The organism is Neorhizobium petrolearium, assembly GCF_029854435.1.
Lineage (GTDB): Bacteria > Pseudomonadota > Alphaproteobacteria > Rhizobiales > Rhizobiaceae > Neorhizobium > Neorhizobium petrolearium.
This window is the reverse complement of sequence record NZ_CP123000.1, coordinates 1,927,748-1,949,606: the sequence shown is the minus strand read 5'-3', so window position 1 is coordinate 1,949,606 and position 21,859 is coordinate 1,927,748. Positions and strand designations below refer to the sequence as shown.

Annotated in this window: 22 protein-coding genes and 1 tRNA gene; 9 read left to right on the top strand and 14 right to left on the bottom strand. The window is 60.4% G+C overall.

All coding sequences use genetic code 11. From position 1 onward, the window contains the following. Window position 1: 1 nt before the first annotated feature. The 8 genes from trpD to QEO92_RS09915 form a co-directional block, all read right to left on the bottom strand. Window positions 2-1,018 carry an anthranilate phosphoribosyltransferase gene (gene trpD, locus QEO92_RS09945; protein ID WP_037146948.1) on the bottom strand — a complete coding sequence of 339 codons (1,017 nt, stop codon included), beginning with the start codon at window positions 1,016-1,018 and terminating at the stop codon, window positions 2-4. A gap of 18 nt (window positions 1,019-1,036) precedes the next feature. Next, window positions 1,037-2,920: a peptidylprolyl isomerase gene (locus tag QEO92_RS09940; protein WP_227702888.1), complete on the bottom strand. Its 1,884-nt coding sequence runs from the start codon at window positions 2,918-2,920 to the stop codon at window positions 1,037-1,039. Between the two features lie 119 nt (window positions 2,921-3,039). Continuing rightward, entirely contained in the window at window positions 3,040-3,957 is a 918-nt protein-coding gene (locus QEO92_RS09935) for a DUF72 domain-containing protein (RefSeq protein WP_227702887.1), read from the bottom strand. Between the two features lie 61 nt (window positions 3,958-4,018). After that, window positions 4,019-4,366 (bottom strand): DMT family protein, encoded by a 348-nt coding sequence (locus QEO92_RS09930; RefSeq protein WP_037146943.1) that lies wholly within the window; start codon window positions 4,364-4,366, stop codon window positions 4,019-4,021. 42 nt (window positions 4,367-4,408) lie between these two features. Further along, window positions 4,409-4,618, bottom strand: a complete 210-nt coding sequence (locus tag QEO92_RS33225) for a hypothetical protein (RefSeq protein WP_407721119.1) — start codon at window positions 4,616-4,618, stop codon at window positions 4,409-4,411. 121 nt (window positions 4,619-4,739) lie between these two features. Then, the gene (locus QEO92_RS09925; protein WP_210165744.1) at window positions 4,740-4,904 is read right to left on the bottom strand and encodes a hypothetical protein; all 165 of its coding nucleotides are present in this window, start codon (window positions 4,902-4,904) and stop codon (window positions 4,740-4,742) included. 409 nt (window positions 4,905-5,313) lie between these two features. Further along, window positions 5,314-6,405 (bottom strand): Acg family FMN-binding oxidoreductase, encoded by a 1,092-nt coding sequence (locus QEO92_RS09920; RefSeq protein ID WP_227702886.1) that lies wholly within the window; start codon window positions 6,403-6,405, stop codon window positions 5,314-5,316. A 175-nt stretch (window positions 6,406-6,580) separates the two neighbouring features. Next, window positions 6,581-6,670: transfer RNA gene (locus tag QEO92_RS09915), tRNA-Ser, on the bottom strand. A gap of 401 nt (window positions 6,671-7,071) precedes the next feature. Here QEO92_RS09915 and QEO92_RS09910 point away from each other — a divergent pair. The 7 genes from QEO92_RS09910 (at window position 7,072) to QEO92_RS09880 (ending at window position 14,451) form a co-directional block, all read left to right on the top strand. Then, on the top strand, window positions 7,072-8,145 hold the full coding sequence (locus tag QEO92_RS09910; protein ID WP_227702885.1) for a septal ring lytic transglycosylase RlpA family protein: 1,074 nt from the start codon (window positions 7,072-7,074) through the stop codon (window positions 8,143-8,145). A 67-nt stretch (window positions 8,146-8,212) separates the two neighbouring features. Next, window positions 8,213-9,379 carry a D-alanyl-D-alanine carboxypeptidase family protein gene (locus tag QEO92_RS09905; protein WP_227705128.1) on the top strand — a complete coding sequence of 389 codons (1,167 nt, stop codon included), beginning with the start codon at window positions 8,213-8,215 and terminating at the stop codon, window positions 9,377-9,379. Between the two features lie 62 nt (window positions 9,380-9,441). Then, window positions 9,442-10,140, top strand: a complete 699-nt coding sequence (gene tmk, locus QEO92_RS09900) for a dTMP kinase (protein ID WP_265105683.1) — start codon at window positions 9,442-9,444, stop codon at window positions 10,138-10,140. Next, on the top strand, window positions 10,137-11,165 hold the full coding sequence (locus tag QEO92_RS09895) for a DNA polymerase III subunit delta' (RefSeq protein WP_037146930.1): 1,029 nt from the start codon (window positions 10,137-10,139) through the stop codon (window positions 11,163-11,165). The genes tmk and QEO92_RS09895 overlap by 4 nt, the downstream gene beginning before the upstream one ends. 105 nt (window positions 11,166-11,270) lie before the next feature. After that, the gene (metG, locus tag QEO92_RS09890) at window positions 11,271-12,824 is read left to right on the top strand and encodes a methionine--tRNA ligase (protein ID WP_037146925.1); all 1,554 of its coding nucleotides are present in this window, start codon (window positions 11,271-11,273) and stop codon (window positions 12,822-12,824) included. 19 nt (window positions 12,825-12,843) lie between these two features. Further along, window positions 12,844-13,626, top strand: coding sequence for a TatD family hydrolase (locus QEO92_RS09885; RefSeq protein WP_037146922.1), 783 nt, complete (start codon window positions 12,844-12,846; stop codon window positions 13,624-13,626). Between the two features lie 3 nt (window positions 13,627-13,629). Then, on the top strand, window positions 13,630-14,451 hold the full coding sequence (locus QEO92_RS09880; RefSeq protein WP_037146919.1) for an MBL fold metallo-hydrolase: 822 nt from the start codon (window positions 13,630-13,632) through the stop codon (window positions 14,449-14,451). Window positions 14,452-14,596: 145 nt separating this feature from the next. On the opposite strand, the gene QEO92_RS09875 is transcribed toward QEO92_RS09880, so the two are convergent. The 3 genes from QEO92_RS09875 to QEO92_RS09865 all read right to left on the bottom strand — a co-directional run bounded on the left by QEO92_RS09875 (window position 14,597) and on the right by QEO92_RS09865 (window position 16,442). After that, window positions 14,597-15,076, bottom strand: a complete 480-nt coding sequence (locus QEO92_RS09875) for a GNAT family N-acetyltransferase (RefSeq protein WP_227702884.1) — start codon at window positions 15,074-15,076, stop codon at window positions 14,597-14,599. A 79-nt stretch (window positions 15,077-15,155) separates the two neighbouring features. Beyond that, window positions 15,156-15,743 (bottom strand): J domain-containing protein, encoded by a 588-nt coding sequence (locus tag QEO92_RS09870; RefSeq protein WP_037146913.1) that lies wholly within the window; start codon window positions 15,741-15,743, stop codon window positions 15,156-15,158. A 144-nt stretch (window positions 15,744-15,887) separates the two neighbouring features. After that, entirely contained in the window at window positions 15,888-16,442 is a 555-nt protein-coding gene (locus tag QEO92_RS09865) for a winged helix DNA-binding protein (RefSeq protein ID WP_227702883.1), read from the bottom strand. Window positions 16,443-16,543: 101 nt separating this feature from the next. Between QEO92_RS09865 and QEO92_RS09860 the strand changes: the two genes are divergently transcribed. Continuing rightward, complete coding sequence (locus QEO92_RS09860) at window positions 16,544-17,662, top strand: LLM class flavin-dependent oxidoreductase (RefSeq protein WP_227702882.1); 1,119 nt, start codon at window positions 16,544-16,546, stop codon at window positions 17,660-17,662. A gap of 77 nt (window positions 17,663-17,739) precedes the next feature. Here QEO92_RS09860 and QEO92_RS09855 read toward each other — a convergent pair whose 3' ends face one another. After that, window positions 17,740-18,894, bottom strand: coding sequence for an MFS transporter (locus QEO92_RS09855; protein ID WP_037146908.1), 1,155 nt, complete (start codon window positions 18,892-18,894; stop codon window positions 17,740-17,742). 278 nt (window positions 18,895-19,172) lie between these two features. Between QEO92_RS09855 and QEO92_RS09850 the strand changes: the two genes are divergently transcribed. Continuing rightward, window positions 19,173-19,598, top strand: a complete 426-nt coding sequence (locus QEO92_RS09850; RefSeq protein WP_037146905.1) for a DUF4864 domain-containing protein — start codon at window positions 19,173-19,175, stop codon at window positions 19,596-19,598. A gap of 3 nt (window positions 19,599-19,601) precedes the next feature. Here QEO92_RS09850 and tgt read toward each other — a convergent pair whose 3' ends face one another. Both tgt and queA read right to left on the bottom strand, forming a co-directional pair. Further along, window positions 19,602-20,732: a tRNA guanosine(34) transglycosylase Tgt gene (gene tgt / locus QEO92_RS09845; protein ID WP_227702881.1), complete on the bottom strand. Its 1,131-nt coding sequence runs from the start codon at window positions 20,730-20,732 to the stop codon at window positions 19,602-19,604. Continuing rightward, window positions 20,729-21,814 carry a tRNA preQ1(34) S-adenosylmethionine ribosyltransferase-isomerase QueA gene (gene queA, locus QEO92_RS09840; protein WP_227702880.1) on the bottom strand — a complete coding sequence of 362 codons (1,086 nt, stop codon included), beginning with the start codon at window positions 21,812-21,814 and terminating at the stop codon, window positions 20,729-20,731. Before queA ends, tgt begins: the two co-directional genes overlap by 4 nt. Between the last annotated feature and the right edge of the window lie 45 nt (window positions 21,815-21,859).

Here is a 21,859-nt window from a genome sequence, read left to right as displayed (position 1 = left end):
TTCAATCCTTTTCGTTCGAGACGGCGACGAGGCGGTCGAGGGCCGCCGCTGCCTCGCCGCTTTCCAGCGAACGGGTGGCAAGCCTCATGCCATCCGCGATCGTCTCCGCCTTGCCGGCAATCACCAGGGCCGCCGCCGCATTGCAAAGGGCGATATCGCGATAGGCATTTTTCGCACCGGCAAGCACCGCACGCAAGGCCGCGGCATTGACCACCCCATCGCCGCCTTTGAGTTCGGCGAGCGTCGCAGGCTGCACACCGAAATCCATCGGTGTCAGCTCGAAGGAACGGATCTTACCGTCTTCCAGCGCGGTAACCTGGGTGATGCCTGTCGTGGTGATTTCATCCATACCGTCGCCATGCACCACCCAGACGGTTTCGGAACCCAGGTCGCGCAGCACTTCAGCGATCGGCTCCAGCCATTTCGGCGCGAAGACACCGAGAAGCTGGCGCTTGGCTCCGGCCGGGTTTGAGAGGGGACCAAGCAGGTTGAAGATCGTGCGCGTGCCGAGCTCGACGCGACTCGGGCCGACATGGCGCATCGCCGCATGATGCATAGAGGCGAACATGAAGCCGATGCCGGCTTCCCTGATGCAGCGGGCTATCAGTTCAGGGCCGATTTCCAGATCGACGCCCAGCACCGACAGCGCGTCGGCCGTGCCGGATTTCGAACTCTGCGCCCGATTGCCATGCTTGGCGACCGGCACGCCGCAGCCGGCGACGATGAGCGAGGCGAGGGTGGAAATATTGTATGTACCCAGTCCGTCGCCACCGGTGCCGACGATATCGATCGCGTCAGCCGGGGCTTCGACGGGCAGCATCTTGGCGCGCATGGTTGCGACTGCGCCGGTAATCTCTGCGACAGTCTCGCCGCGAACACGCAGTGCCATCAGGAAGCCACCGATCTGCGACGGCGTTGCCTCTCCCGACATCAGAATATCGAAGGCTTCGCGCGCTTGCTCACGCGTCAGGCTCTCGCCATTGGCGACCTTGGCGATAAGGGGTTTCAGCTCAGGCATACTCGGTTACCTCGCGCGTCACTGGAGCATGACCTGATTAAGGACGGTCTGGTTGACGGAGACGCCATAACTGTTCTTCAGGCTGTTAACCATCTGATCGAGCATGTCGTCGCCGACCGCCTCCGCCATACGCTCCAGTTGCTCATCGCCGGAAAGCGCATCGGTGGTCACCTGATCGACGGCTGTGACCTTCATCAGGAGACGGCTTTCACCATCGGCGCCAAGCGCGGTGGCAATGATGCCGACCGGGCCGGAGAAAGCTGCCGCGATCGCTTCACCTCCGAAAATTGCGTCCTCCTCACCGCGGCGCAGGCCCTGCTTGTTTTCGACCGAAAGGCCGAGCTCTGCGCCGATGGCCTCAATCGTCTCGCCCTTATCCAGGCGACCCTTGAGCTCATTGGCCTTGGCTGCCAGCGCCTGGCGCTGCTGGTCCGCGGTCCAGTCGGCAATCGCCTTGTCGCGCACTTCGGCAAGCGGCCTGTCGCGCTCGGGGACGATGTTGCGAACCTCGAACCAGACATAACCGTCATTGCCGAGGTTTACCGGGATGGTATCGGCGCCAGGCTCGGTGCGGAAGACCTCGCCGAGCAACTGATTGGAAGCCGGAATATCCTCGATACGCTGCTCCTGCTCGTTGCGACCCGATGCGTCGGCGGTCACGGTGACGATCTTGAGGTTGAGGTCTCTGGCTGTATCCTCAAGCGATGTGCCGCCGCTGCGCATGTCCTCGAACCGATCGTGCACGTTCAGGACTTCCTGGGAGGCTGCAGAAACCGCGAGCTGGTTGCGGATATCCTCCTTTACCTCGTCGAACGAACGGGTCGTTTCCGGGCGAATATTGGTGACGCGCAGGATCACCGGACCAAAGGTGCCGTCGATGACGGGCGTCGTGCCGCCAGCCGCTGCAACCTTGAAGGCGGGCTCGGCAAAAGTCGGATCCGGCATGTTATCTCGGGTGAAATCACCCAGCAGCACGTCGGTCGCCGTCTTGCCCTGGTCCTTGATGATCTGGTCGAAGGTCGCCGTACCATCCTTGAGCTGCGTTGCGGCAGCTTCCGCCATTTCCTTGTCCGGGAAGGTAAGCTGCTCGATCGTGCGGGTTTCGTGGGTCTTGTAGCTGTCCTTGCTTTTCTCGTACTGGGCACGCACCTGATCATCGGAGATCGAGGATGCATCGGCGATATCGGCCGGCTGCAGCTTTACATAGGCGAAGGTCCGGTATTCCGGCGCCCGATAACGGCTTTTCACACCTTCGAACCAGGCGGAAAGCACGTCGTCGGCCGGCGCCTTGACCGGATCGATATTGGCGTTGGAGAGCAGGAGATAGTCAACGGAACGGCTCTCATCGCGATAGTGCTTCAAGGCCTCGACGAGCACTTGCGGCGGCTTGAATCCGTCGGACACCGCCTCGACGACCTGGCTTCGCACCGCAACCTTGCTGCGCTCCTTGATATAGTCATCCTCCCGGATACCTGCATTGCGCAGCCTCGACGTGAAGAGGTTGCGATCAAACTGGCCGTTGACGCCCTTGAAGGCCGGATCCTCGGCGATCAGGCCCGCGAGCCTTTCCTCGGAAAGACCAAGGTTCATATCATCCGAAATCTGATCGAGCGCAGCGCCGGCAGCAAGCTGGGCAAAAACCTCGTTCTCGACACCAAAGGCGCGCGCCTGCTCGGCGGTCAGTTGCGTGCCAAACTGGCGGCTCAGATTGGCGATCTGGCGCTGGTAGGCCAGGCGGAATTCCTCAGCCGATATCTGCTGGTCCCCGACCGTCATCACCGTATTGCCGTTTGCCGTCAACATCGAACTGGAAACACCCCAGATGCCGAAGGAAACGACCAGAAGCAGGAGGAGAGCCTTGGCAACCCAGGAGCGGGCGGCGTTTCTGAGGGAATCAAGCATCGATCAACATACCTTGCGAATAGTCCTGCCGCCTGAAACAAAGCGGATTGAAGGACTGTCTCTAAATCAAACCGAGACGGAAATGAAGGCATGCCGACGGAAAAGCGAACAGTGTTCGTTCATGCGTGTCTGGCAGCCTTCCCACCCGAGGAAATGGGGGCGGCATTCAGGCGATCTGCCAAGGCTCCGGCATCCTGCGGTGCGCGGACCTTCACGTCATTGTCGAAATAGACGTAAACATCCCGACCATGGGTCCGGGGAGGGGAGGCTGAACCGACACGTTCGGCCTCCTTCGGATCCTCTCCCTTCGCCCATTGGCGGATCAGATGAGCCCAGCGGTCGAGCGCTTTGTCGTCGTAGCCGCTGACGTAAAGCTGTTCGGAACCGTGCAGGCGGCAATAGACGAAATCGGCCGTCAGATCCATGAGAAGCGGCCATTCCACGGTGTCGGCTACGACCAGACCAATCTGATAATGGCGCAAGAGATCGATGAATTCCTGCGCGCGGAAACTGTCGTGGCGGATTTCCAGCGCATGGTGCATCGGCCGCCTTGCGTCCATCTCGACATAAGCGCGATCATCGAGGCGGGTGTCGTGCCTTCCGGCAAGTTCGACTGCTTCTTCGGTATTCTTCGGCAGCAGTTTCAGGAACGCCTCGAAGCGGGCCGGCTCGAATTTCATCCGCGGCGGAAACTGCCAGAGAATGGGGCCGAGCTTCTTGCCGAGACGAAGGACGCCGGAGGCGAAGAAATTTGCGAGCGGTGTCCCGATATCATCAAGGCGGCGCATATGGGTGATGTAACGCGAGCCTTTGACCGCGAAGACGAAATCGTCGGGCGTCGCATCATACCATGTGGCAAAGCTCTGGGGGCGCTGAAGACCGTAGAAAGTGCCGTTGATCTCGATCGAGCGAAAATGTTCGGCAGCATAGGTCAGTTCCTGCTTCTGCCGCAGGCCCTTGGGATAAAATACGCCGCGCCAGGGCTTGTAGGTCCAGCCCGAAATGCCGATCCGTATATCGCCCGACCGCTTCTTCATCGTGCCACCTGAGATCACGATGATCGAAACGTTCCGGCGACGCGACGGTTCCTGAAGCGGCCTATTTTGTGAAGATGAAAAAGGCGCCGAGGGCGATGAAACTGAAACCGACGATCTGCTTCCAATGAATCGTTTCGCCGAGATAAAGCACGGAAAAGATCACGAAGACGGAGAGCGTGATGATCTCCTGAATAGTCTTCAGCTGAGCCGCGTTGAAATAGCCGTAGCCGATCCGGTTGGCCGGCACCTGCATGCAATATTCGAAAAAGGCGATGCCCCAACTCGCCAATATAACAATATAGAGCGGCTTATCCCCGAACTTCAGGTGGCCATACCAGGCAAATGTCATGAAGACGTTGGAGAGAATCAGGAAGCCGATGGTGAGGAAGGGAACGGCGGCGTTGGGCATAGGTGATGATTCCGTGGCAGGATAAGAGATGCCTTACGGCAATCACGTCCTCGCCCGAAACACAAGCGGCTGGTCATCCATGAGACGAGAGGAAGCCACTTCAGCGCCGGCGGCCGGGCGCACAACAGAGCCTGCGAAACGGCAATGCTGCCTGACCGGGCATTCCGAGCAGCGCGGATTGCCGAACCTGCAGAAGAGTTGGCCGAGACGTTTTGTCAGGACATGGAATTCCGACAGTTCGAATGCGTCCAATCCGGCACCGCGGCCATGACTGCAAGCGCATCCTTCACGTAAGACGCCTTATCCTTCGCCTGGTAACGCCGTTGATCGCGTGTTCGATACCGGCGTCAGGCCCCAGGAAGCCTGCGAAGGCTCAATGCACGGTGTCGAGTCGGATCTCGTCCTCGAGCGTGCGGAAGGCTTCGTAAAGCGCCTCGACCAGGATATCGGTCAGCTTGTCGGCGTCACCGGTCTGCAGGAACAGCGCGATCGACTGTTCGGACGGCTGGTTTGTAGAGTTGGTCTCGTTCGACATCATAGTCCCCAATCATTCGGGATCATCCCGACGAGAAAACGATAGGGATATTGGCTTGCGCCGAGCTTGATGGATGGAAGGCGCCAAGCATGCCGTCGCTCTCCGCGCACCATTATTCAGCTAGCGTTCATTTAGCAAATGTCAATTCAGTTGCGCCGTATCGCCTTACGGCAAGAGACCCGGCGTGTGGATCACACGAGGCGCACGTCGGGTCTCGATATCGAATTGGAGGGTGCCTTGCGGCTGGCAGCGATCTTCAAACGTCTGTTCTTCGTCTGGCAAAGACGCCGAGACTATGATGTTATCGATTATGCCGTGGGATATCGCGAGCCTTGGATTGAGCAGTCGATTCGCGATTTCGAGCGACGGTTAAAGGACTGACCAACAAGGCCGACGGCCATCTTTCCCTGCGCTAGATCAGCACCGTCTCCACGGGACGCCGCGGAGAAAAGGCAAGTTCCGGGCCATAACCGAAGCGCATCACGATATCAGGCCGCATCCCCCTCTCACCGATCAGCGTCGCCAGTTCCGGTCGCAGACGCGCCACCTCGACGGGTTGATTGACGAAGGCGTGTTTGACGCCGAGGCTGGTCGCCGTCAGCGCGAAACGCTGACTGGCGCGGCCGACTGCAATCCAGTGCGCCGGGCTCTCCGCCTCGGCAAGGAAGACGGCGATTCCCGCCGACGAATCGATCTGACGTGCATATTTGTCGTTCTCGGACGTGGGACTGAAGAAAAGCTCGAACGCGTAGCCGCCAAGAAGATCGGGAAGCACCGGATTGCCGCTCGCAGCCGAGAACAGGCCGTCTCCGGAAGTCATGGCGGCGCGGGGATTGAAGCGCAGCCACTGCTTCAATTCCGCCATGAAGGCGGGGGTGCCCATCTGTGCGTCATTGCCAGCGACGACCAAGTCCCGCACCTGCCGCATCAGGACCCGGTCAGAAAGAAGGACAAGCCGGACGCCCGGTATTCCGGCAGCCCGCCGGAGTTTTTCGAGATGTTCGGCAGGTACAGGACGTCGATCATAGGTGGCGCGGGTGGACTGTCGCGCCGGAATTGCTGCGAAAAGCGGATCGGATCGCGACGCACCTTCGGAAAAGGAATAGCGCAGGCGGGCGCCGTCTGCATCGATCTCCAGTTCGCCCGGTCGTCCTGTCGCCCCCGCAGCGATCAGCAGATTCTCCGCTGCGCAGCCGAGACTGACGAAGAGATGATGGTCGTCCGGATCAACGGCCGGCGTCCTGCGCGACAGATCGGGCAGGATGTCGATAGCGCCGTCTTCGATGCGAAAGCGCCATGGCTGGGTATTGTGACTGTTGGCCGCGAGCGTCGCATAACGGACAAGGTCGGCCATATCCGGTCGGGCCGGGATCGGAGCGCGCAGGTGGGCCGCGTAATCGTCATATCCGCTCATAGACCCGACAGCCGACCGCCACCCGGCGACCCCCGCGCCCCCAAGCAGCAGCGTGCCGGCTGCGCCAAGGAGCATGCTCCGTCTGTTCATGCCGCCTCCTTTTTTCTGGCATTCTATATGGGAGGATGGATATGCGTTTGAGCTTGGTCAAGAAGACAGGCGAATGCGCTGACCCGTAGCGACATGGCCGCCGGATCCGAACAAATCTTGCAGCAATTGGAAAAGATGAAGCAGCGGTCATTCAGGCCGGGATACAAGCTGCCAATGGCGGAAGAGGTGGGATTCGAACCCACGGTACGGTTTCCCGCACGCCGGTTTTCAAGACCGGTTCCTTAAACCACTCGGACACTCTTCCATCGAATGCTGGCTTTATAGCCTGCAGGTTTTCGGCGTCAACTGAGCGCCGCCAATCATTTCCTTTCTACCGACAGTCTGAAATACGTCTGAGCGAATTCGACCGTCCCCTTCATTCGTGAGCCGCCAGCATGGTTAAATCGCTCACAAAAGCGGTAATCTTGCTCCTCGCGCCGTCAAAATTCCGGCTTTCACCCGCCCCCGCATTCGCAATCGATTAACCATACTCGATAAAAGTTTATCTATCTGCCCGATTTTGTTCGCATTTTTGCCATGTTGCCGGCAAGACTCCCCTGCTATCGACTTCGGCGGCATAGGGGTATGCCTCGAACCGGTTCACAATGGCTGCGAAAAGCGGAGCGGTGACGAGGACCGACTGCCGTAGATCGCGGCGAAAGCGGCATGGGACGGACGAGTTTGGGTTTGAGTGGCGGCAAGCTTTCGCTGAGTGCGAAATGGCTCGGGATAACATTGGTCTGCGTCGGAATGGCATCGTGCGCCACGACCGAGGCGCCCAAGAAGAAACCCCGCAGCAAGGAATATTTCTCCGAAAAGGAATATGGCGTAAAAGCAAGCCCTCGGGTCGTCGAGGCAGGAAAGCCCGTGCCGAAAGGTGGCGGTCGTTTCATGGTAGGCCAGCCCTACCAGGTGAAAGGGAAGACCTACGTCCCGAAGGAAGATCCCAACTACAACAAGAAGGGTCTTGCCTCCTGGTATGGTGCTGCTTTCCATGGCCGGTTCACCGCCAATGGCGAAGTTTACGACAGCGAACATCTTTCCGCCGCGCATCCGACCTTTCCCTTGCCGAGCTACGCACGCGTCACCAATCTCGATAACGGCACGTCGGTGATCGTCCGGGTCAACGATCGCGGGCCCTATCATCCTGGCCGCATCATCGACGTTTCCGACAAGACGGCCGAGCTGCTGGACATGAAGCGGACCGGCACGGCACATGTGAACGTGCAATATGTCGGCCGCGCACGGATGGATGGCAGGGACATGCCGTTCCTGATGGCATCCTACATCCGTAAGGGCGACCGCCTGCCGTCGATCCAGCCGGAAGGGCAGATCGCAACCGGCGTCATGGTCGCGTCCAACCAGCCGCTGGGCGACCAGCTCCAGAGCTATGGCTCCGCCATGCCGACGCCTGTCGCGCTTGCTGGCCGCACGCCGAGCGGTCCCGCGCCGGCCGCGACACAGGCCTTTCAGGCATTCGAACAATTCGCGGCGCTACCGCAGATAGGGCCGCTTCCCTCCGAACGGCCGATGGCCGGCGATCGACAACCACGCGCCGTCGCTCCGGTCTATGCTGAATCAGCGCCGGCCAAGAGCACGGCTATGGCGACCTACGCCGAACCGGCAAACGCCCGGGCAACCGTTGCTTACGGGGAACCCGCGGGAGCCAAGGCCCCGCAGGTGATGTTCGGCAACATGATCCTCGAAGCCCCAAGACCTGCTCAAAAGCCCGTGCGTTGAGAGCACCGCAATTGCGGTGAGTCGGCGGCGCTGCTAGGCATAGAGTGACGTGGTCGATGGGGTGATGATGCGGCGCCTTCTGTTTTTCCTTTGCCTGATTGTGCTTGGCGTTGCCCGGCTCTCGGGAGCAGCGAGCGCACAGCAACCCACGCCCGCCTTCGTCACCAAGGCGAAACAGGTTTACATGGTCGAGGCCAAGACCGGCACAGTGCTGCTCGCCTCGAACGAGAATCAGGCTTTCCCGCCGGCCTCGCTCGCCAAGCTGATGACGATGGAGGTCGTTTTCAGCGCCATCAGGCGCGGCGAGATCAGCCGCGACACCGTTTATCCCGTCAGCGAATATGCCTGGCGCACGGGCGGCGCGCCATCCGGTACGACGACCATGTTCGCAGCGCTGAAATCGCAGGTTCGGGTGGAGGATCTCGTCAAAGGCGTGATCGTGCAGAATGCCAATGACGCCTGCATCGTTCTGGCTGAAGGCATTTCCCGTTCCGAAGGCGAATTTGCCGCCCGCATGACCGCCCGCGCCAAGGATCTCGGGCTCAGCCGCTCGCTCTTCGGCAATTCCACCGGCCTGCCGGGTGCGGAGAACCGTACGACGGCACGCGACCTCGTGGAACTTGCCCGACATATCCATCGCGAATATCCGGAATTCTATCCGCTCTATGCGCAGCCGGATTTCGAATGGAACAAGATCTTCCAGCGCAACAAGAACCCGCTTCTTGCGCTGAACATCGGCGTCGACGGCCTTGGCGCGGGTTTTGCGGAAGGGTCCGGCTACGCGCTGGTCGCCTCGGTGGCGCGCAACGGCACGCGGCTCTTTCTCGCCATGGGCGGCCTCGCGAGTGACAAGGAGAGGCTTGAGGAGGCGAGAAAGGTGCTGGAATGGGGACTTTCCTCGTTCGAGACCAAGGTGCTCTTCAAACAAGGGGAGGTGGTCGGTCAGGCAAGCGTCTACGGCGGGACGTCGCGCTATGTGGACCTTGTCGCCAGGGAGCCCGTCGATATCTACCTGCCGACCAACAATCCCGATCGGCTATCGGGGCGAATCGTCTACCGCTGGCCTCTCAGAGCCCCTGTTGCGGAAGGGCAGCCTGTCGGTGTACTCAAGATTTCCTCAGCAGACAGAGTGGTGCGCGAAGTCCCGCTGGTGACCGCCCAATCCATCAAGACAGGCAGTCTGACGAGCCAGGCAACCGATGCGCTGCTCGAACTGATGTTCTTCTGGCTTTGAGACTTTGAGATTTGCGCATTGTTTCGCACTGCACCTATATTGCGCTATAAATTGATGAAGAGATGAATGCGGAAACACGCGTGGCAGAACGTTCCGGATTGTTCGTGACTTTCGAAGGCGGCGAGGGGGCCGGCAAATCCACCCAGATTCGGCGGCTGGCCGACCAATTGCGGCGTCGTGGCCACGACGTGCTCATGACCCGGGAGCCAGGCGGTTCGCCAGGGGCCGAGGCTGTGCGCCATGTCCTGCTTTCCGGTGCGGCAGAAGAATTCGGCGTGCGCATGGAGGCGATCCTGTTCGCGGCCGCCCGCAACGACCATGTCGAAGAAGTGATACGCCCAGCGCTCGAAAGCGGGGCTATTGTGCTTTGCGACCGCTTCATCGATTCTTCGCGCGTCTACCAGGGCGTGACCGGCAATCTGGAACCGGACTTCATCGAGGCGTTGCAGCGGGTGGCGATCGATGGCGTCGTCCCGGATTGTACGCTGATCCTCGATCTCCCGGCCGAGGTTGGCCTGAAACGCGCCCGCAAGCGCGGCGCGGAAAACGCACCGGACCGATTCGAACGCGAAGAGATCGAAACGCACGAGAAGCGCCGCGAAGCCTATCTGGAGATCGCCGAAGTGGAGCCAGGTCGCTGCCATGTGGTGAATGCCGAACGTGCCGAGGATGAGATCGCAGACGAAATTTTCGCGATCATCGAGCCGCTGGTACGCGAGCTCGCCCTCAGGCAGACAAGCAATGCGGAATCGGTCGGATGAGCGAAGAGACCGCCGGCATCCTCGACGGCGCCGTGCCGCCGGCACGCAATCCGCATCTCTATGGCCATCGATCGGCCGAGGATTTCCTTGCGCGCAGCTACCGTTCGGGGAAGGGGCATCACGCAATTCTCATCGAGGGGCCGGAAGGAATCGGCAAAGCGACACTCGCCTTCCGTTTCGCCAATCATGTGCTCACCCATCCCGATCCTGAAGCGGCGCCGGACCATCTCTCCGATCCTGACCCCAACTCGCCGGTGAGCCGGCAGATCGCGTCGGGCGCTTCGCATAATCTGCTGCATCTGACGCGTCCGGTGGACGAGAAAACCGGGAAAGCGAAGACCGCGATCACCGTGGACGAAGTGCGCAGGGCAGGGCATTTCTTCTCGCAGACCTCCGGCACGGGCAATTGGCGGATCGTCATCATCGATCCGGCCGACGACCTCAACCGCAATGCCGCCAATGCCATCCTCAAGATCCTCGAAGAGCCGCCGCGGCGTGCGCTCTTCATCGTGCTCTCGCATGCGCCCGGAAAACTGCTGCCGACGATCCGCTCCCGCTGCCAGTCGCTGAAGCTGTCGCCGCTGAGCGATGAGGACCTGTCGAAGGCGCTCGCCGGGCTTGGCATGCCGCTCGAAGGCGGCCGGACCGAGGAAATCGTGCTGTCCATGGGCAAAGGCAGCGTTGCGCAGGCGCTGAAGCTTCTGAACTATGGTGGCACCGAGATCATCGCCGCCTTCAATGAGGTGATAGCAGCAGACGGCCCCACCGCCCGAAAAGCCATGCACCGCCTGGCGGACGTGCTGTCCGGCAAGGAAAGCGACGTGATCTTCGGCTTCTTCCTGGAGCATCTGAGCGACTATCTGGTCGCCCGCGCACGTGAAGCGGCGTTTGCCGGCGATCTTCCGGCCGCCGACCGGCAGGCCAGGCTCGTCAGCGATATCGCCGAAAAGATCACGGTGGCGCAGGCCTACAACCTCGACCGCAAGCAGACGATCCTCTCGATTCTCGAAGCCGCCCGACGTTGATCGCGGGCAGGGTGGGGAACATCGCAAAGGAACTTTGTGTTTCGCTCCTGCGAAACATGCGCTAAGAGCGCTGCATCATTTCCTTTAAGTGCCCGAGTGCCGACAATGCCGAACAAGACGCCCTATTACATCACCACCGCGATTTCCTATCCGAACGGCAAGCCGCATATCGGCCATGCCTATGAACTGATCGCGACGGATGCCATGGCGCGCTTCCAGCGCCTCGACGGCAAGGATGTCTTCTTCCTGACCGGCACGGACGAGCATGGCCAGAAGATGCAGCAGACGGCCCGCGCCGAAGGCATCTCACCGGAAGCACTCGCCGAACGAAACTCGAATGAATTCCGCGTGATGGGCCGGTTGCTTAATGCGTCCAACGATGACTTCATCCGCACTACCGAACCTCGCCATCACGAGGCTTCGAAGGACATCTGGAACCGGATGGCCGACAACGGCGACATCTACAAGGATACCTATGCCGGCTGGTATTCGGTGCGTGACGAGGCCTATTACGCCGAAAACGAGACCGAAGTGCGTGATGGCGTGCGTTACGGCCCCCAGGGTTCGCCGGTCGAATGGGTGGAGGAGTCGAGCTATTTCTTCCGGCTCTCTGCTTATGAGGACAAGCTCCTCAAGCACTATGAGGAAAACCCGGATTTCATCGGTCCCAACGAGCGCCGCAACGAAGTCATTTCCTTCGTGAAATCCGGCCTCAAGGACCTGTCGGTGTCTCGCACCACCTTCGATTGGGGTATCAAGGTACCGAACGACCCGGCGCATGTCATGTATGTCTGGGTCGATGCGCTGACCAATTACATCACCGCAACCGGCTATCTGGATAATCCGAACGGCCCGCGTGCGAAATACTGGCCGGCGGACGCGCATATCATCGGCAAGGACATCATCCGCTTCCATGCGGTCTATTGGCCGGCCTTCCTGATGTCGGCCAAACTGCCGCTGCCGAAGCGCGTCTTCGCGCACGGCTTCGTGCTGAATGCCGGCGAGAAGATGTCGAAATCGCTCGGCAACGTGGTCGATCCGTTCGAGCTTCTGGAAAAGTTCGGGCTCGACTATGTTCGCTATTATCTCTGCCGTGAGATTTCCTTCGGCCAGGATGGCAATTGCAACGAGCAGCTTATCGCGACCCGCGTCAACGCCGATCTCGCCAATGGCATCGGCAATCTCGCCAGCCGCTCGCTGTCGATGATCGTCAAGAATTGCGATGGCATCGTCCCCGAGCCCGGTGAATTCACCGACGCGGACAGGGAGCTGCTTGCCGCAGCCGACAGCCTTCTCGCAGCCTGCCGGGAGGAGATGGATAAACAGGCTATCCATCGTGCGCTCGCGGCGATCATCGGCGTCGTCTCGGAGACGGACCGTTATTTCGCTGCGCAGGCGCCCTGGGTGCTGAAGAAGACCGACCCGGCCCGCATGGGCACCGTGCTCTACGTGGCAGCGGAAGTCGTGCGCCAGGTCGCCATCCTCCTGCAGCCCTTCATGCCGGATTCATCCACCAAGCTGCTCGATCTGGTAGCCGCGCCGGCCGACGCCCGCGATTTCGCGGCACTCGGCGAGGCAGGGCGCCTGAAGCCGGGAACGCCACTTGAGGCGCCGAAACCGGTCTTTCCGCGTTACGTGGCGCCCGAAGCAAGCGCCTAATATAGCTCCAGGTTTTCCCATGCTGATCGATACCCATTGCCATCTGGATTTCGCCGATTTCGCGGAGGAACGCGACGCGATCGTCGCCCGCGCTCACGAAGCCGGCGTAAGGCAGATGGTGACCATCTCGACCCGTGTGCGAAGGCTCGACGACCTGCTGGCGATCACGGAGAAATATCCGTCAGTCTTCTGCTCGGTCGGCACCCATCCGAACAATGCCGGCGAAGAACTCGATATCCAGACGGAAGACCTGGTGCGGCTCGCGAAGGCGCATCAGAAGATCGTCGCAATCGGCGAGGCGGGGCTCGACTATTTCTACGACACGCAGACGCCGGCCGATCAGAAGACCGGCTTCGTCCGCCACATAGCCGCGGCGCGGGAGACGGGCCTGCCGCTCGTCATCCACAGCCGCAGCGCCGACGCAGACATGATCGAGATACTGACCGTCGAAAGCGGGAAGGGGACATTTCCCTTCATCCTGCACTGCTTCTCGTCCGGTGCCGAGCTCGCCCGTGTCGGCGTGGAACTTGGCGGCTATGTCTCCTTCTCCGGCATCCTGACATTCCCGAAGTCGGAAGAGTTGAGAACCATTGCGCGGACCGTGCCGATAGACCGGTTATTGGTCGAGACCGACGCGCCGTATCTGGCGCCGAAGCGGTGGCGGGGAAAACGAAACGAGCCGTCCTACGTGGTCAATACCGCCGAAGTGCTCGCCGAATGCAAGAACGTGAGCTACGAGGAGATTGCCCGCGTCACCACCGAGAATGCCTTCCGCATCTTCTCCAAGATGCCGAGGCTCTGACCGTTGGCACGGTATCGGCAGCGCTTCACCATTCTCGGCTGCTCGTCGTCACCCGGCGTGCCGCGGCCGAATGGCGATTGGGGCGCCTGCGATCCGGATAATCCGAAAAACCATCGAACACGCGCCGCCTTTCTCGTCGAGCAGATCGCCTCGGACGGCGCCAGCACCGTGGTGGTGATCGACACTGGCCCGGATTTCCGCCAGCAGATGATCGCCGCCAAGGTGGGCCGCGTCGATGCGGTGCTCTATACCCATGCGCATGCGGACCACCTGCATGGCATAGACGACCTGCGGACCTATTTCATGCTGCAGCGCCACCGCATCCCGGTCTATGCCGATCCGTTCACCATGGAGCGGATCCAGCAAGGTTTCGGCTATTGCCTGGAGACGCCGCCGGGCGGCAATTACCCGCCGATCGCGCGGCCGTTCCTGATCGAGACCATGGACGAGCCGATCGTCATCGACGGTCCCGGTGGGCCGATCCGGTTCCTGCCGTACAGACAGGCCCACGGCGATATCCATTCGCTGGGCTTCCGGATCGGTAATGTGGCCTATTGCAGCGACGTCAGCGACTTTCCGCCGGAGAGCATTCCGAAGCTCACCGGTCTCGACGTGCTGATCATCGACGCGCTGCAATACAGATATCATCCGAGCCATCTGTCGCTCGAACAGGCACTCGACTGGATCGCGCGCTTCCAGCCCAAACGTGCGATCCTGACGCATATGCACATTCCGCTCGACTACGATACCGTCATGGCGGAAACGCCGGAGCATGTGGAGCCGGCCTATGATGGACTGGCGTTCGAAGTCGAGATCGATTTCTGACCTGATAATGAACGGGAATGAGCGCTGACCCCAAGGTTTTCCAACCCCAAGATCACGGCCATTAGTTCCATAATCTATCTTATGCGATTTTCGTATGTAGCCCCGTGGGTTCAAGGATGAAGTGCGACACCCTGTTCTTCCCCTTTCAGCTTTCGGCGAAGTCTCGCAATGTCTCGCCAGCCAACCGATAGCGGACCCATTCCTTCATCGGTTCGGCACCGATCGCCTCGTAGACGCGGATCGCCGGCTCGTTCCAATCGAGCACACTCCATTCGAAACGGCCGCAATCGTTTTCAAGCGCGATCGCCGCCAGCCGTTTCAGCATGGCCTTGCCAGCACCTAGCCCGCGCGCCTTTGGAGTCACATAGAGGTCTTCGAGATAAAGCCCGTTCCTCGCCTGCCACGTCGAGTAACTGAAGAACCAGATTGCCATGCCAACCGGTTCGCCATCCTGTTCGCAGATCAGCGCGCGTGTTACCGAATCCCTGCCGAAGATCGACTCCCTAATCGTTTCAACCGTTGCGGCGACCTCGTGTTCGGCCTTCTCATAGATCGCCAACTCGCGGATGAAACCGAGAAGCGTCGCAGTATCCTCGCGGACAGCTTCGCGTATGATGAGCGCCATGGAAAACCCTTTGAAAATAACAGGCTGAGGCCATGTCCTGATGTAAATGACAATGTCAAGACAGAGGTTACGGCCGCAGTCACTCAGCCGCTGATTTGATCTCCGCCACGGCATCGATTTCGTAGGAATAGCCGTCCAGCATGCCATAGGCTTTTTCGATGTTCTCGATCTCGTTTTCCGCCCGGCCTATCGCCTCGCCGATCGTTTCGCAACGCGATCTCAGCATGCGACCCAGAACATCCGTTTCCGGTTTCCTGCCGATGCGGTCGATATGGTTGCGGATGCGGGCGCGGTGACGCTCCATCTCCAAGATATGAATCCGCGCGTTGACGATCTTGTCGGTGAGCTTGCGGCGCATGGCAGCGACCGGATCAAAACTCCCCGGCTCCCGCTCATCCAGGATTACCTCGTTGATCAGCGTCTCAAGGATGACGAGGCCCTGCAAATCCTTGGTGTCTGCAAGTTCCGGATCGAAGCCGGTATCGTCATAGACCTTGCGGCGCACGGGGTCGCAAAGAAGCTCGTAGGACGTCGTCAACCTGCTGAACAGGTCGACGTCGCCGCCGGCATCCGGATGGGCCGTTTTCGCACGCTTGCGGTAGGCAGACTTGATGGTCGCGCCATCCGCCTCGCGGGAAATACCGAGCATCTCATAGGGGTCGATCACAGTGTCACCTGTTTTCGGCAAATCAATTTCATCGTGGTAACGTCTAAGTCCCGCAGGCTCAACCCATTATCCATCCTTATGGCCAATTAGGGGCAGGTCATCCCCCTGCCCGATTTTCCCACAGCGTTGCTTATCCGGAACGCGTCATCTCGGGAGATGCCGATGGGTAGCGGCCGAGCGTGCCACCTGTTCATAAATCCCGGTCATGAATTCCAGGGTCTTCGTCGCCTCATCGAGTCTCCCCCCGAAATCGGGCAAAGACTGGACCGCCTTGATAAGAAGAGAGGCGCGGAGCTGCGCATAACGCTCGGTTACGTCGCGTCCCTTTTCCGTCACCGAATAGGTGACGCCGGAACGCCCGCTGCCCTTGCGCTCCACGAGCCCTGCCCCGATCAGCTTACGCAGACTGTACTGCATATTGGGAATATCTTCGCGGTTGGAAAGTCGTGCCAGGTCCTTGATCGTCTTTGGCCGATCGTTCATGCGAATGATGTGCAGCATGGCATTTTCCGGCCCGCTGGCGGCGAAATCGATGACGGAAGCCAGACATTCGGCCTGCCACCGACCGAAAGCCTCGAAGGCGCGCATCAGAGCATATTCGAGCTCCGCAACGTCCACCTCCAGCGGTGTCCTGGCGAGATGCCAGCTCCGATCCAGACCGTGCCGTACCCCACCCCCGTCCTGCCCTATCGAACTCATCGGCGTGTTTTCCTTCTCCAGTGCAGCAATCATGTTGACAAGCTTTAGGTTTAAAATAAACTTTCTATCGTAATATCTATCAAAAATCTGGGGAACAAACCATGACGGAGAATTCCATGTTCACCGCCGGGCAGTTTTTGCTCGGCACTTTCGCCTCCAATTGCTCCGGCGGCATGTCGGTTACCAAAGTTCCTGAGCGTTGGAAAAATTCCTGGGACAACAATCTGAAATTGGCTCAGCTTCTGGATGCGGCCGGCATCGACTTCATGCTGCCGATCGCCCGCTGGATCGGCTACGGTGGAGAGACCAATTTCCACGGCAATGTTCTCGAAACCGTTACCTGGGCGGCCGGCCTTCTGGCGAAAACCCAAAACATCAACGTCTTCGCCACGATCCACACCGTTGCCAACCATCCGGTCGTCCTTGCCAAGCAGATCGCCACCATTGACCAGATCAGTGGCGGCCGCATCGGCCTGAACATCGTCGCGGGCTGGAACCAACCCGAATACGAGGCGCTCGGGCTCGAACTGCCAACCGATCACGAAACGCGCTATGCCTATGCGGAAGAATGGTTCGATGTGGTCAAGACGCTCTGGCAGCGGGCGGAAACCTTCGACTACGACGGAAAATTCTTCAATCTCAGCCGGGTGCTCGGAGATCCTCGCCCGGCACGCAAGGTGCCCATCCTGAACGCCGCCGGCTCCGGCCAGGGCCGTGCCTTCGCCGTCCGCAATGCCGACTTCCTGTTCACGCCGGCGATCGACCTCGAACGCTCGGCATCCGAGGTTGCCGAACTAAAAGCGCAAGGCAAGGCCGCCGGTCGCGATCTCGGCGTTCTCACCTTCTCGCATGTCGTCTGCCGGCCGACGGAAAAGGAGGCACGCGACTATCTCCAGCATTTTGGAAAGGACAATGCGGATTGGGAGGCCGTAGACAACCTGGTCCGGCTGCAGTTTGCCCATGCGCATTCCTTCCCGCACGATCTCCTCGCGCTCATACGCGACCGCATGGCAGCGGGTCATGGCGGCTTTCCGCTGGTCGGTACGCCGGAACAGGTGGCGGAAGGGATCCTGTCGCTTCACAGGGCCGGCTTTAATGGCACAACGCTGTCCTTCGTCGACTATGCCGAGGAGTTTCCCTACTTCCGGGACACGGTATTGCCGATCCTGGAGGCCGAGGGAATCCGAAGGAGCGTGACGACGGCGGCGGCTGCAGCCTGAGACTGTGGAAATGCTAGTCGCTCGCCGCAAGACCGCCCGGATCGAGCGGAAGAAGCCGGCGTGAAGCTGCATCTGGCTTAGCTGCCTCTGCGCCACAGGGATAGGCGCCGGCCCTCCGCCACCGGCGCCATGAGGAAACTGACCATCACGCAGGGCAGCAATACGAGGAAAGTCGCAGCGAGACTGACATGCTCGGCGATGAAGCCCAGCAGCGGCGGCACACCGATCGTCGAGAGCATCAGCGTCAGCGATAAAGCCGCAAGGTTTTCCGACGGCTGCCCTTTGCCGCGCTCGATCGTCGTCGAGACCGCCAGCGGGAAAGCGAGCGCGATGCCGCAGCCGATCAGAAACAAGGCGACGCCCGCGAGCGTGAGGCTCGACGTCATCACTAAGAGCATGATTCCCATTGCGACCGAAACGGCCGATGCGCGCACCAGAACCATGGGCCTGAAGCTATCCCGGAGCATATCGCCGGACAACCGTGTCAGGCCCATGCCAATGGTAAACGCAGCATAGAGCATGCCGGCAATTGCCGGATCGGCGCCGAGTTCTTCGCGCAAGAAGAAGATGCCCCAATCATAGACTGCGCCTTCGACGATACAGAGCCCGAAGACCATGACGCAGATGAGCAGGATCGTGCGGTCCGGCAGGACATAGGCAGAGCGCTTGCGTTCCGGCTGCGCGTCCGGAGCCACGTCCTTCGGCGTGACCCAGAACACCAGCAGGCAAGCCGCAACGACGAAGGCAGCGGCCATAACCTGTTGTGAAAAAGGCGCCACCGCCCTCTCCGCCAGGAAGCCGGAACACAAGGATCCGACGAGCAGTCCAACCGACCAGAAGCCATGGCTGCGCGCCAGGACCTTCGTGCCGGTTCTTTGCTCGATACCGGCGGAGATCATGTTGGCGGCGACGTCGAAGATTGTGCGAAAGAAGCCGAAGAGAAAGAAACAAAGGACGAAGCCGATGACCGGGGAAATCGTCAGCAGCGGGCTGAGCAAAGCGCAGATCGGCAATGTGACGAGCGCCGTCAGCCGCGGTGTAAAACGGTCTGTAATCCGCCCGGCGAGAGGCAAGGCCAGAAATGTACCGACCGGCGCGCTCAGCAGCGCGAAACCAAGGACTGCCTTATCGATGCCCATCGACGCCTGGATGGCCGGCAGGCGGGTAAAAAGCGAAATGAACAGGATAGCATTGCTGAAATAAAGCAATGCCGGCGGCAGAAAGGTTTTCATAAAAATGTTCCGGGCGAATCAGAGCTCCCGGCGCATTCGTGCCAGCGCGGATCACTTCAGACAAGCGGCGATAACGGAACCCTGCCCTGCGCTACTGAGGGACGAAAATTCACGGAAAAGTATGAATATCAGGCGCAATCCACTGCACCTGTCATCATCCTGCAATCGTTCAGATTCGCCTGCCCGTTCCAGGGGCGATGCCTCAAAAATTTGCGGGGACCATCTTCTCCTTTCACAGAAACGCGCTAGCCTCCTTGCAGCCATCTTGGAGAAAACCGATGCCCGTTCGATTACTTCCTGTCGTTCTGTGTCTCGCTCTCTTATCCTTCACCGCCGCCAAAGCCGAAGACCCCGTCGCGGAGGCTCAGGCGGTCATCTCTGGCCAGATCGCCGCGCTGATGCGCAATGATGCGGAAAGGGCCTACTCCTTCGCCTCTCCTGGCATCCGTAGCCTCTACCCCGACAAGAACCGGTTCCTGGACATGGTGCGCAAGGATTACGAACCCGTCTATCAGGCCAGCAACTATGCCTTCGGCCGCTCGAAACTCATCGGTGGCGGAGAAATGGTGCTGCAGGAAGTGATGATCGGCGCCCGGGAGGGTAAGGACTGGACCGCCATCTACCAAATGCGGCTGATGGATGACGGAAGTTACAAGGTCGATGGCGTGCGGATGATGCGCAATACAGCGAGCCAGGGCATCTGACCCTCACTGCGGATCGAGATCGCCCTTGGCCCACATTTCCTGCGTTTCGGCGTAGAAATCCGCAAAACGGCCTTCGGCGATCGCCTGACGGATGCCCTTCATCAGGTCCTGATAGTAGTGCAGGTTGTTCCAGGAGAGCAGCATGCCGCCCAACGCCTCGTCCGAACGGACGAGGTGGTGAAGATAGGCACGGGAGTAATCCCGCGCTGCCGGGCAGTTCGACTCCTCGTCGAGAGGCCGCAGATCCTCGGCATGGCGGGCATTGCGGATATTGACCTTGCCACGGCGGGTGAAGGCGAGGCCATGGCGGCCGGAACGGGTGGGCATGACGCAGTCGAACATGTCGATGCCACGCGCGACCGACTTCAGGATATCGTCCGGCGTGCCGACACCCATCAGGTAGCGCGGCTTTTCGTTCGGCAACACCGGGAGCGTGGTCTCCAGCATCTTCAGCATGACGTCCTGAGGTTCACCGACTGCGAGGCCGCCCACCGCATAGCCCTTGAGATCAAGCTGTTTCAGACCTTCGGCAGAACGGATGCGCAGATCTGCTATGTCGCCGCCCTGGACGATGCCGAACATGGCCTTGCCAGGCTGATCGCCGAACGCGACGCGGCAGCGCTCGGCCCAACGCAGCGACAATTCCATGGCTCGCTCGATCTCCTTTGGTTCGGCCGGCAGTGCCACGCATTCATCGAGCTGCATCTGGATATCCGAGCCCAGAAGGCCCTGGATTTCGATCGACCGTTCCGGCGACATGTGATGCAGGCTGCCGTCCACATGGCTCTTGAAGGTCACCCCCTTCTCGTCGAGCTTCCGGAGCCCGGAAAGCGACATGACCTGGAAACCGCCGCTGTCGGTCAGGATCGGGTGCGGCCAGCGGATGAGATTGTGGAGCCCGCCGAGGCGGGCGACGCGCTCCGCCCCCGGCCTCAGCATCAGGTGATAGGTGTTGCCGAGGATGATGTCGGCGCCAGTGTCGCGCACCTGATCAAGATACATGGCCTTGACGGTGCCGACCGTCCCGACCGGCATGAAAGCCGGCGTGCGGATCGTGCCGCGCGGCATGGCGATCTCGCCAAGACGCGCACCACCATCGGTGGCCCTGAGGATGAATTGGAAGTTTTCACTCATTTGTCGGTCCGGAAAAGCAGGCACGCGTCGCCATAGGAGTAGAAGCGATAGCCCGTCGATATGGCATGGGAATAGGCAGAACGCATCGTCTCAAGCCCGCAAAATGCGGAGACCAGCATGAACAGCGTCGATTTCGGCAGATGGAAATTGGTCATCAGCATGTCGACTGCCTTGAAGCGATAGCCGGGCGTGATGAAGATGTCGGTCGCACCACTCCATGGTTTTATCATGCCATCTTCGGCAGTCGCGCTCTCGATCAGCCGGAGCGACGTCGTGCCGACGCAGACGATGCGACCGCCTCTTCTCTTCACGGCATTCAGGCTTGCCGCAACCCCGGCGCTCACATAGCCGATTTCCTGGTGCATCCTGTGTTCGGTCGTATCCTCGGCCTTGACCGGCAGGAACGTCCCTGCCCCGACATGCAGCGTCACGAAATGCCGTTCGATACCGGCGGCATCGAGGGCTGCGAAAAGCCCGGGCGTGAAATGCAGGCCTGCTGTCGGCGCCGCGACGGCACCCTCCTCCCGGGCATAGATCGTCTGGTAGTCCTTGCGGTCCTGGGCGTCTTCCGGCCGCTTGGCGGCGATATAAGGCGGCAGTGGAATATGTCCGACTACCGCGATCGCCTCGTCCAGCGCCGGGCCGGAAAGATCAAAGCGCAACGTCACCTCACCGCCCTCGCCCTTCTCCTCGACGGTTGCGGTGAGCGACCCCAGCAGACAGGCATTGCCGCTGTGGCCAAATTCGATGCGATCGCCGATCCTGATGCGTTTGCCGGGTTTCGCAAAGGCCTTCCAGACATCAGGCGCGGTGCGCATGTGGAGGGTGGCGGAAACCTGCTGGCCGCCAGCCCCTTCCCGATGGCGGATGCCTTCGAGCTGGGCCGGAATGACCTTGGTATCGTTGAAGACCAGCGCATCGCCGGCTCTCAGAAAATTCGGCAGTTCCGAGACTCTGTGGTCTGCAAGCACAGGATCGCTCTCGGCCCGGACGACAAGCAGCCGGGCGCTGTCGCGTGGGCTCGCGGGCCTCAGTGCGATGCTTTCCTCTGGCAGGTCAAAGTCGAAAAAGTCGACGCGCATAATTTTCCCGGAAAAGCGAAACCCGCCCCGACACGAGACGGAGCG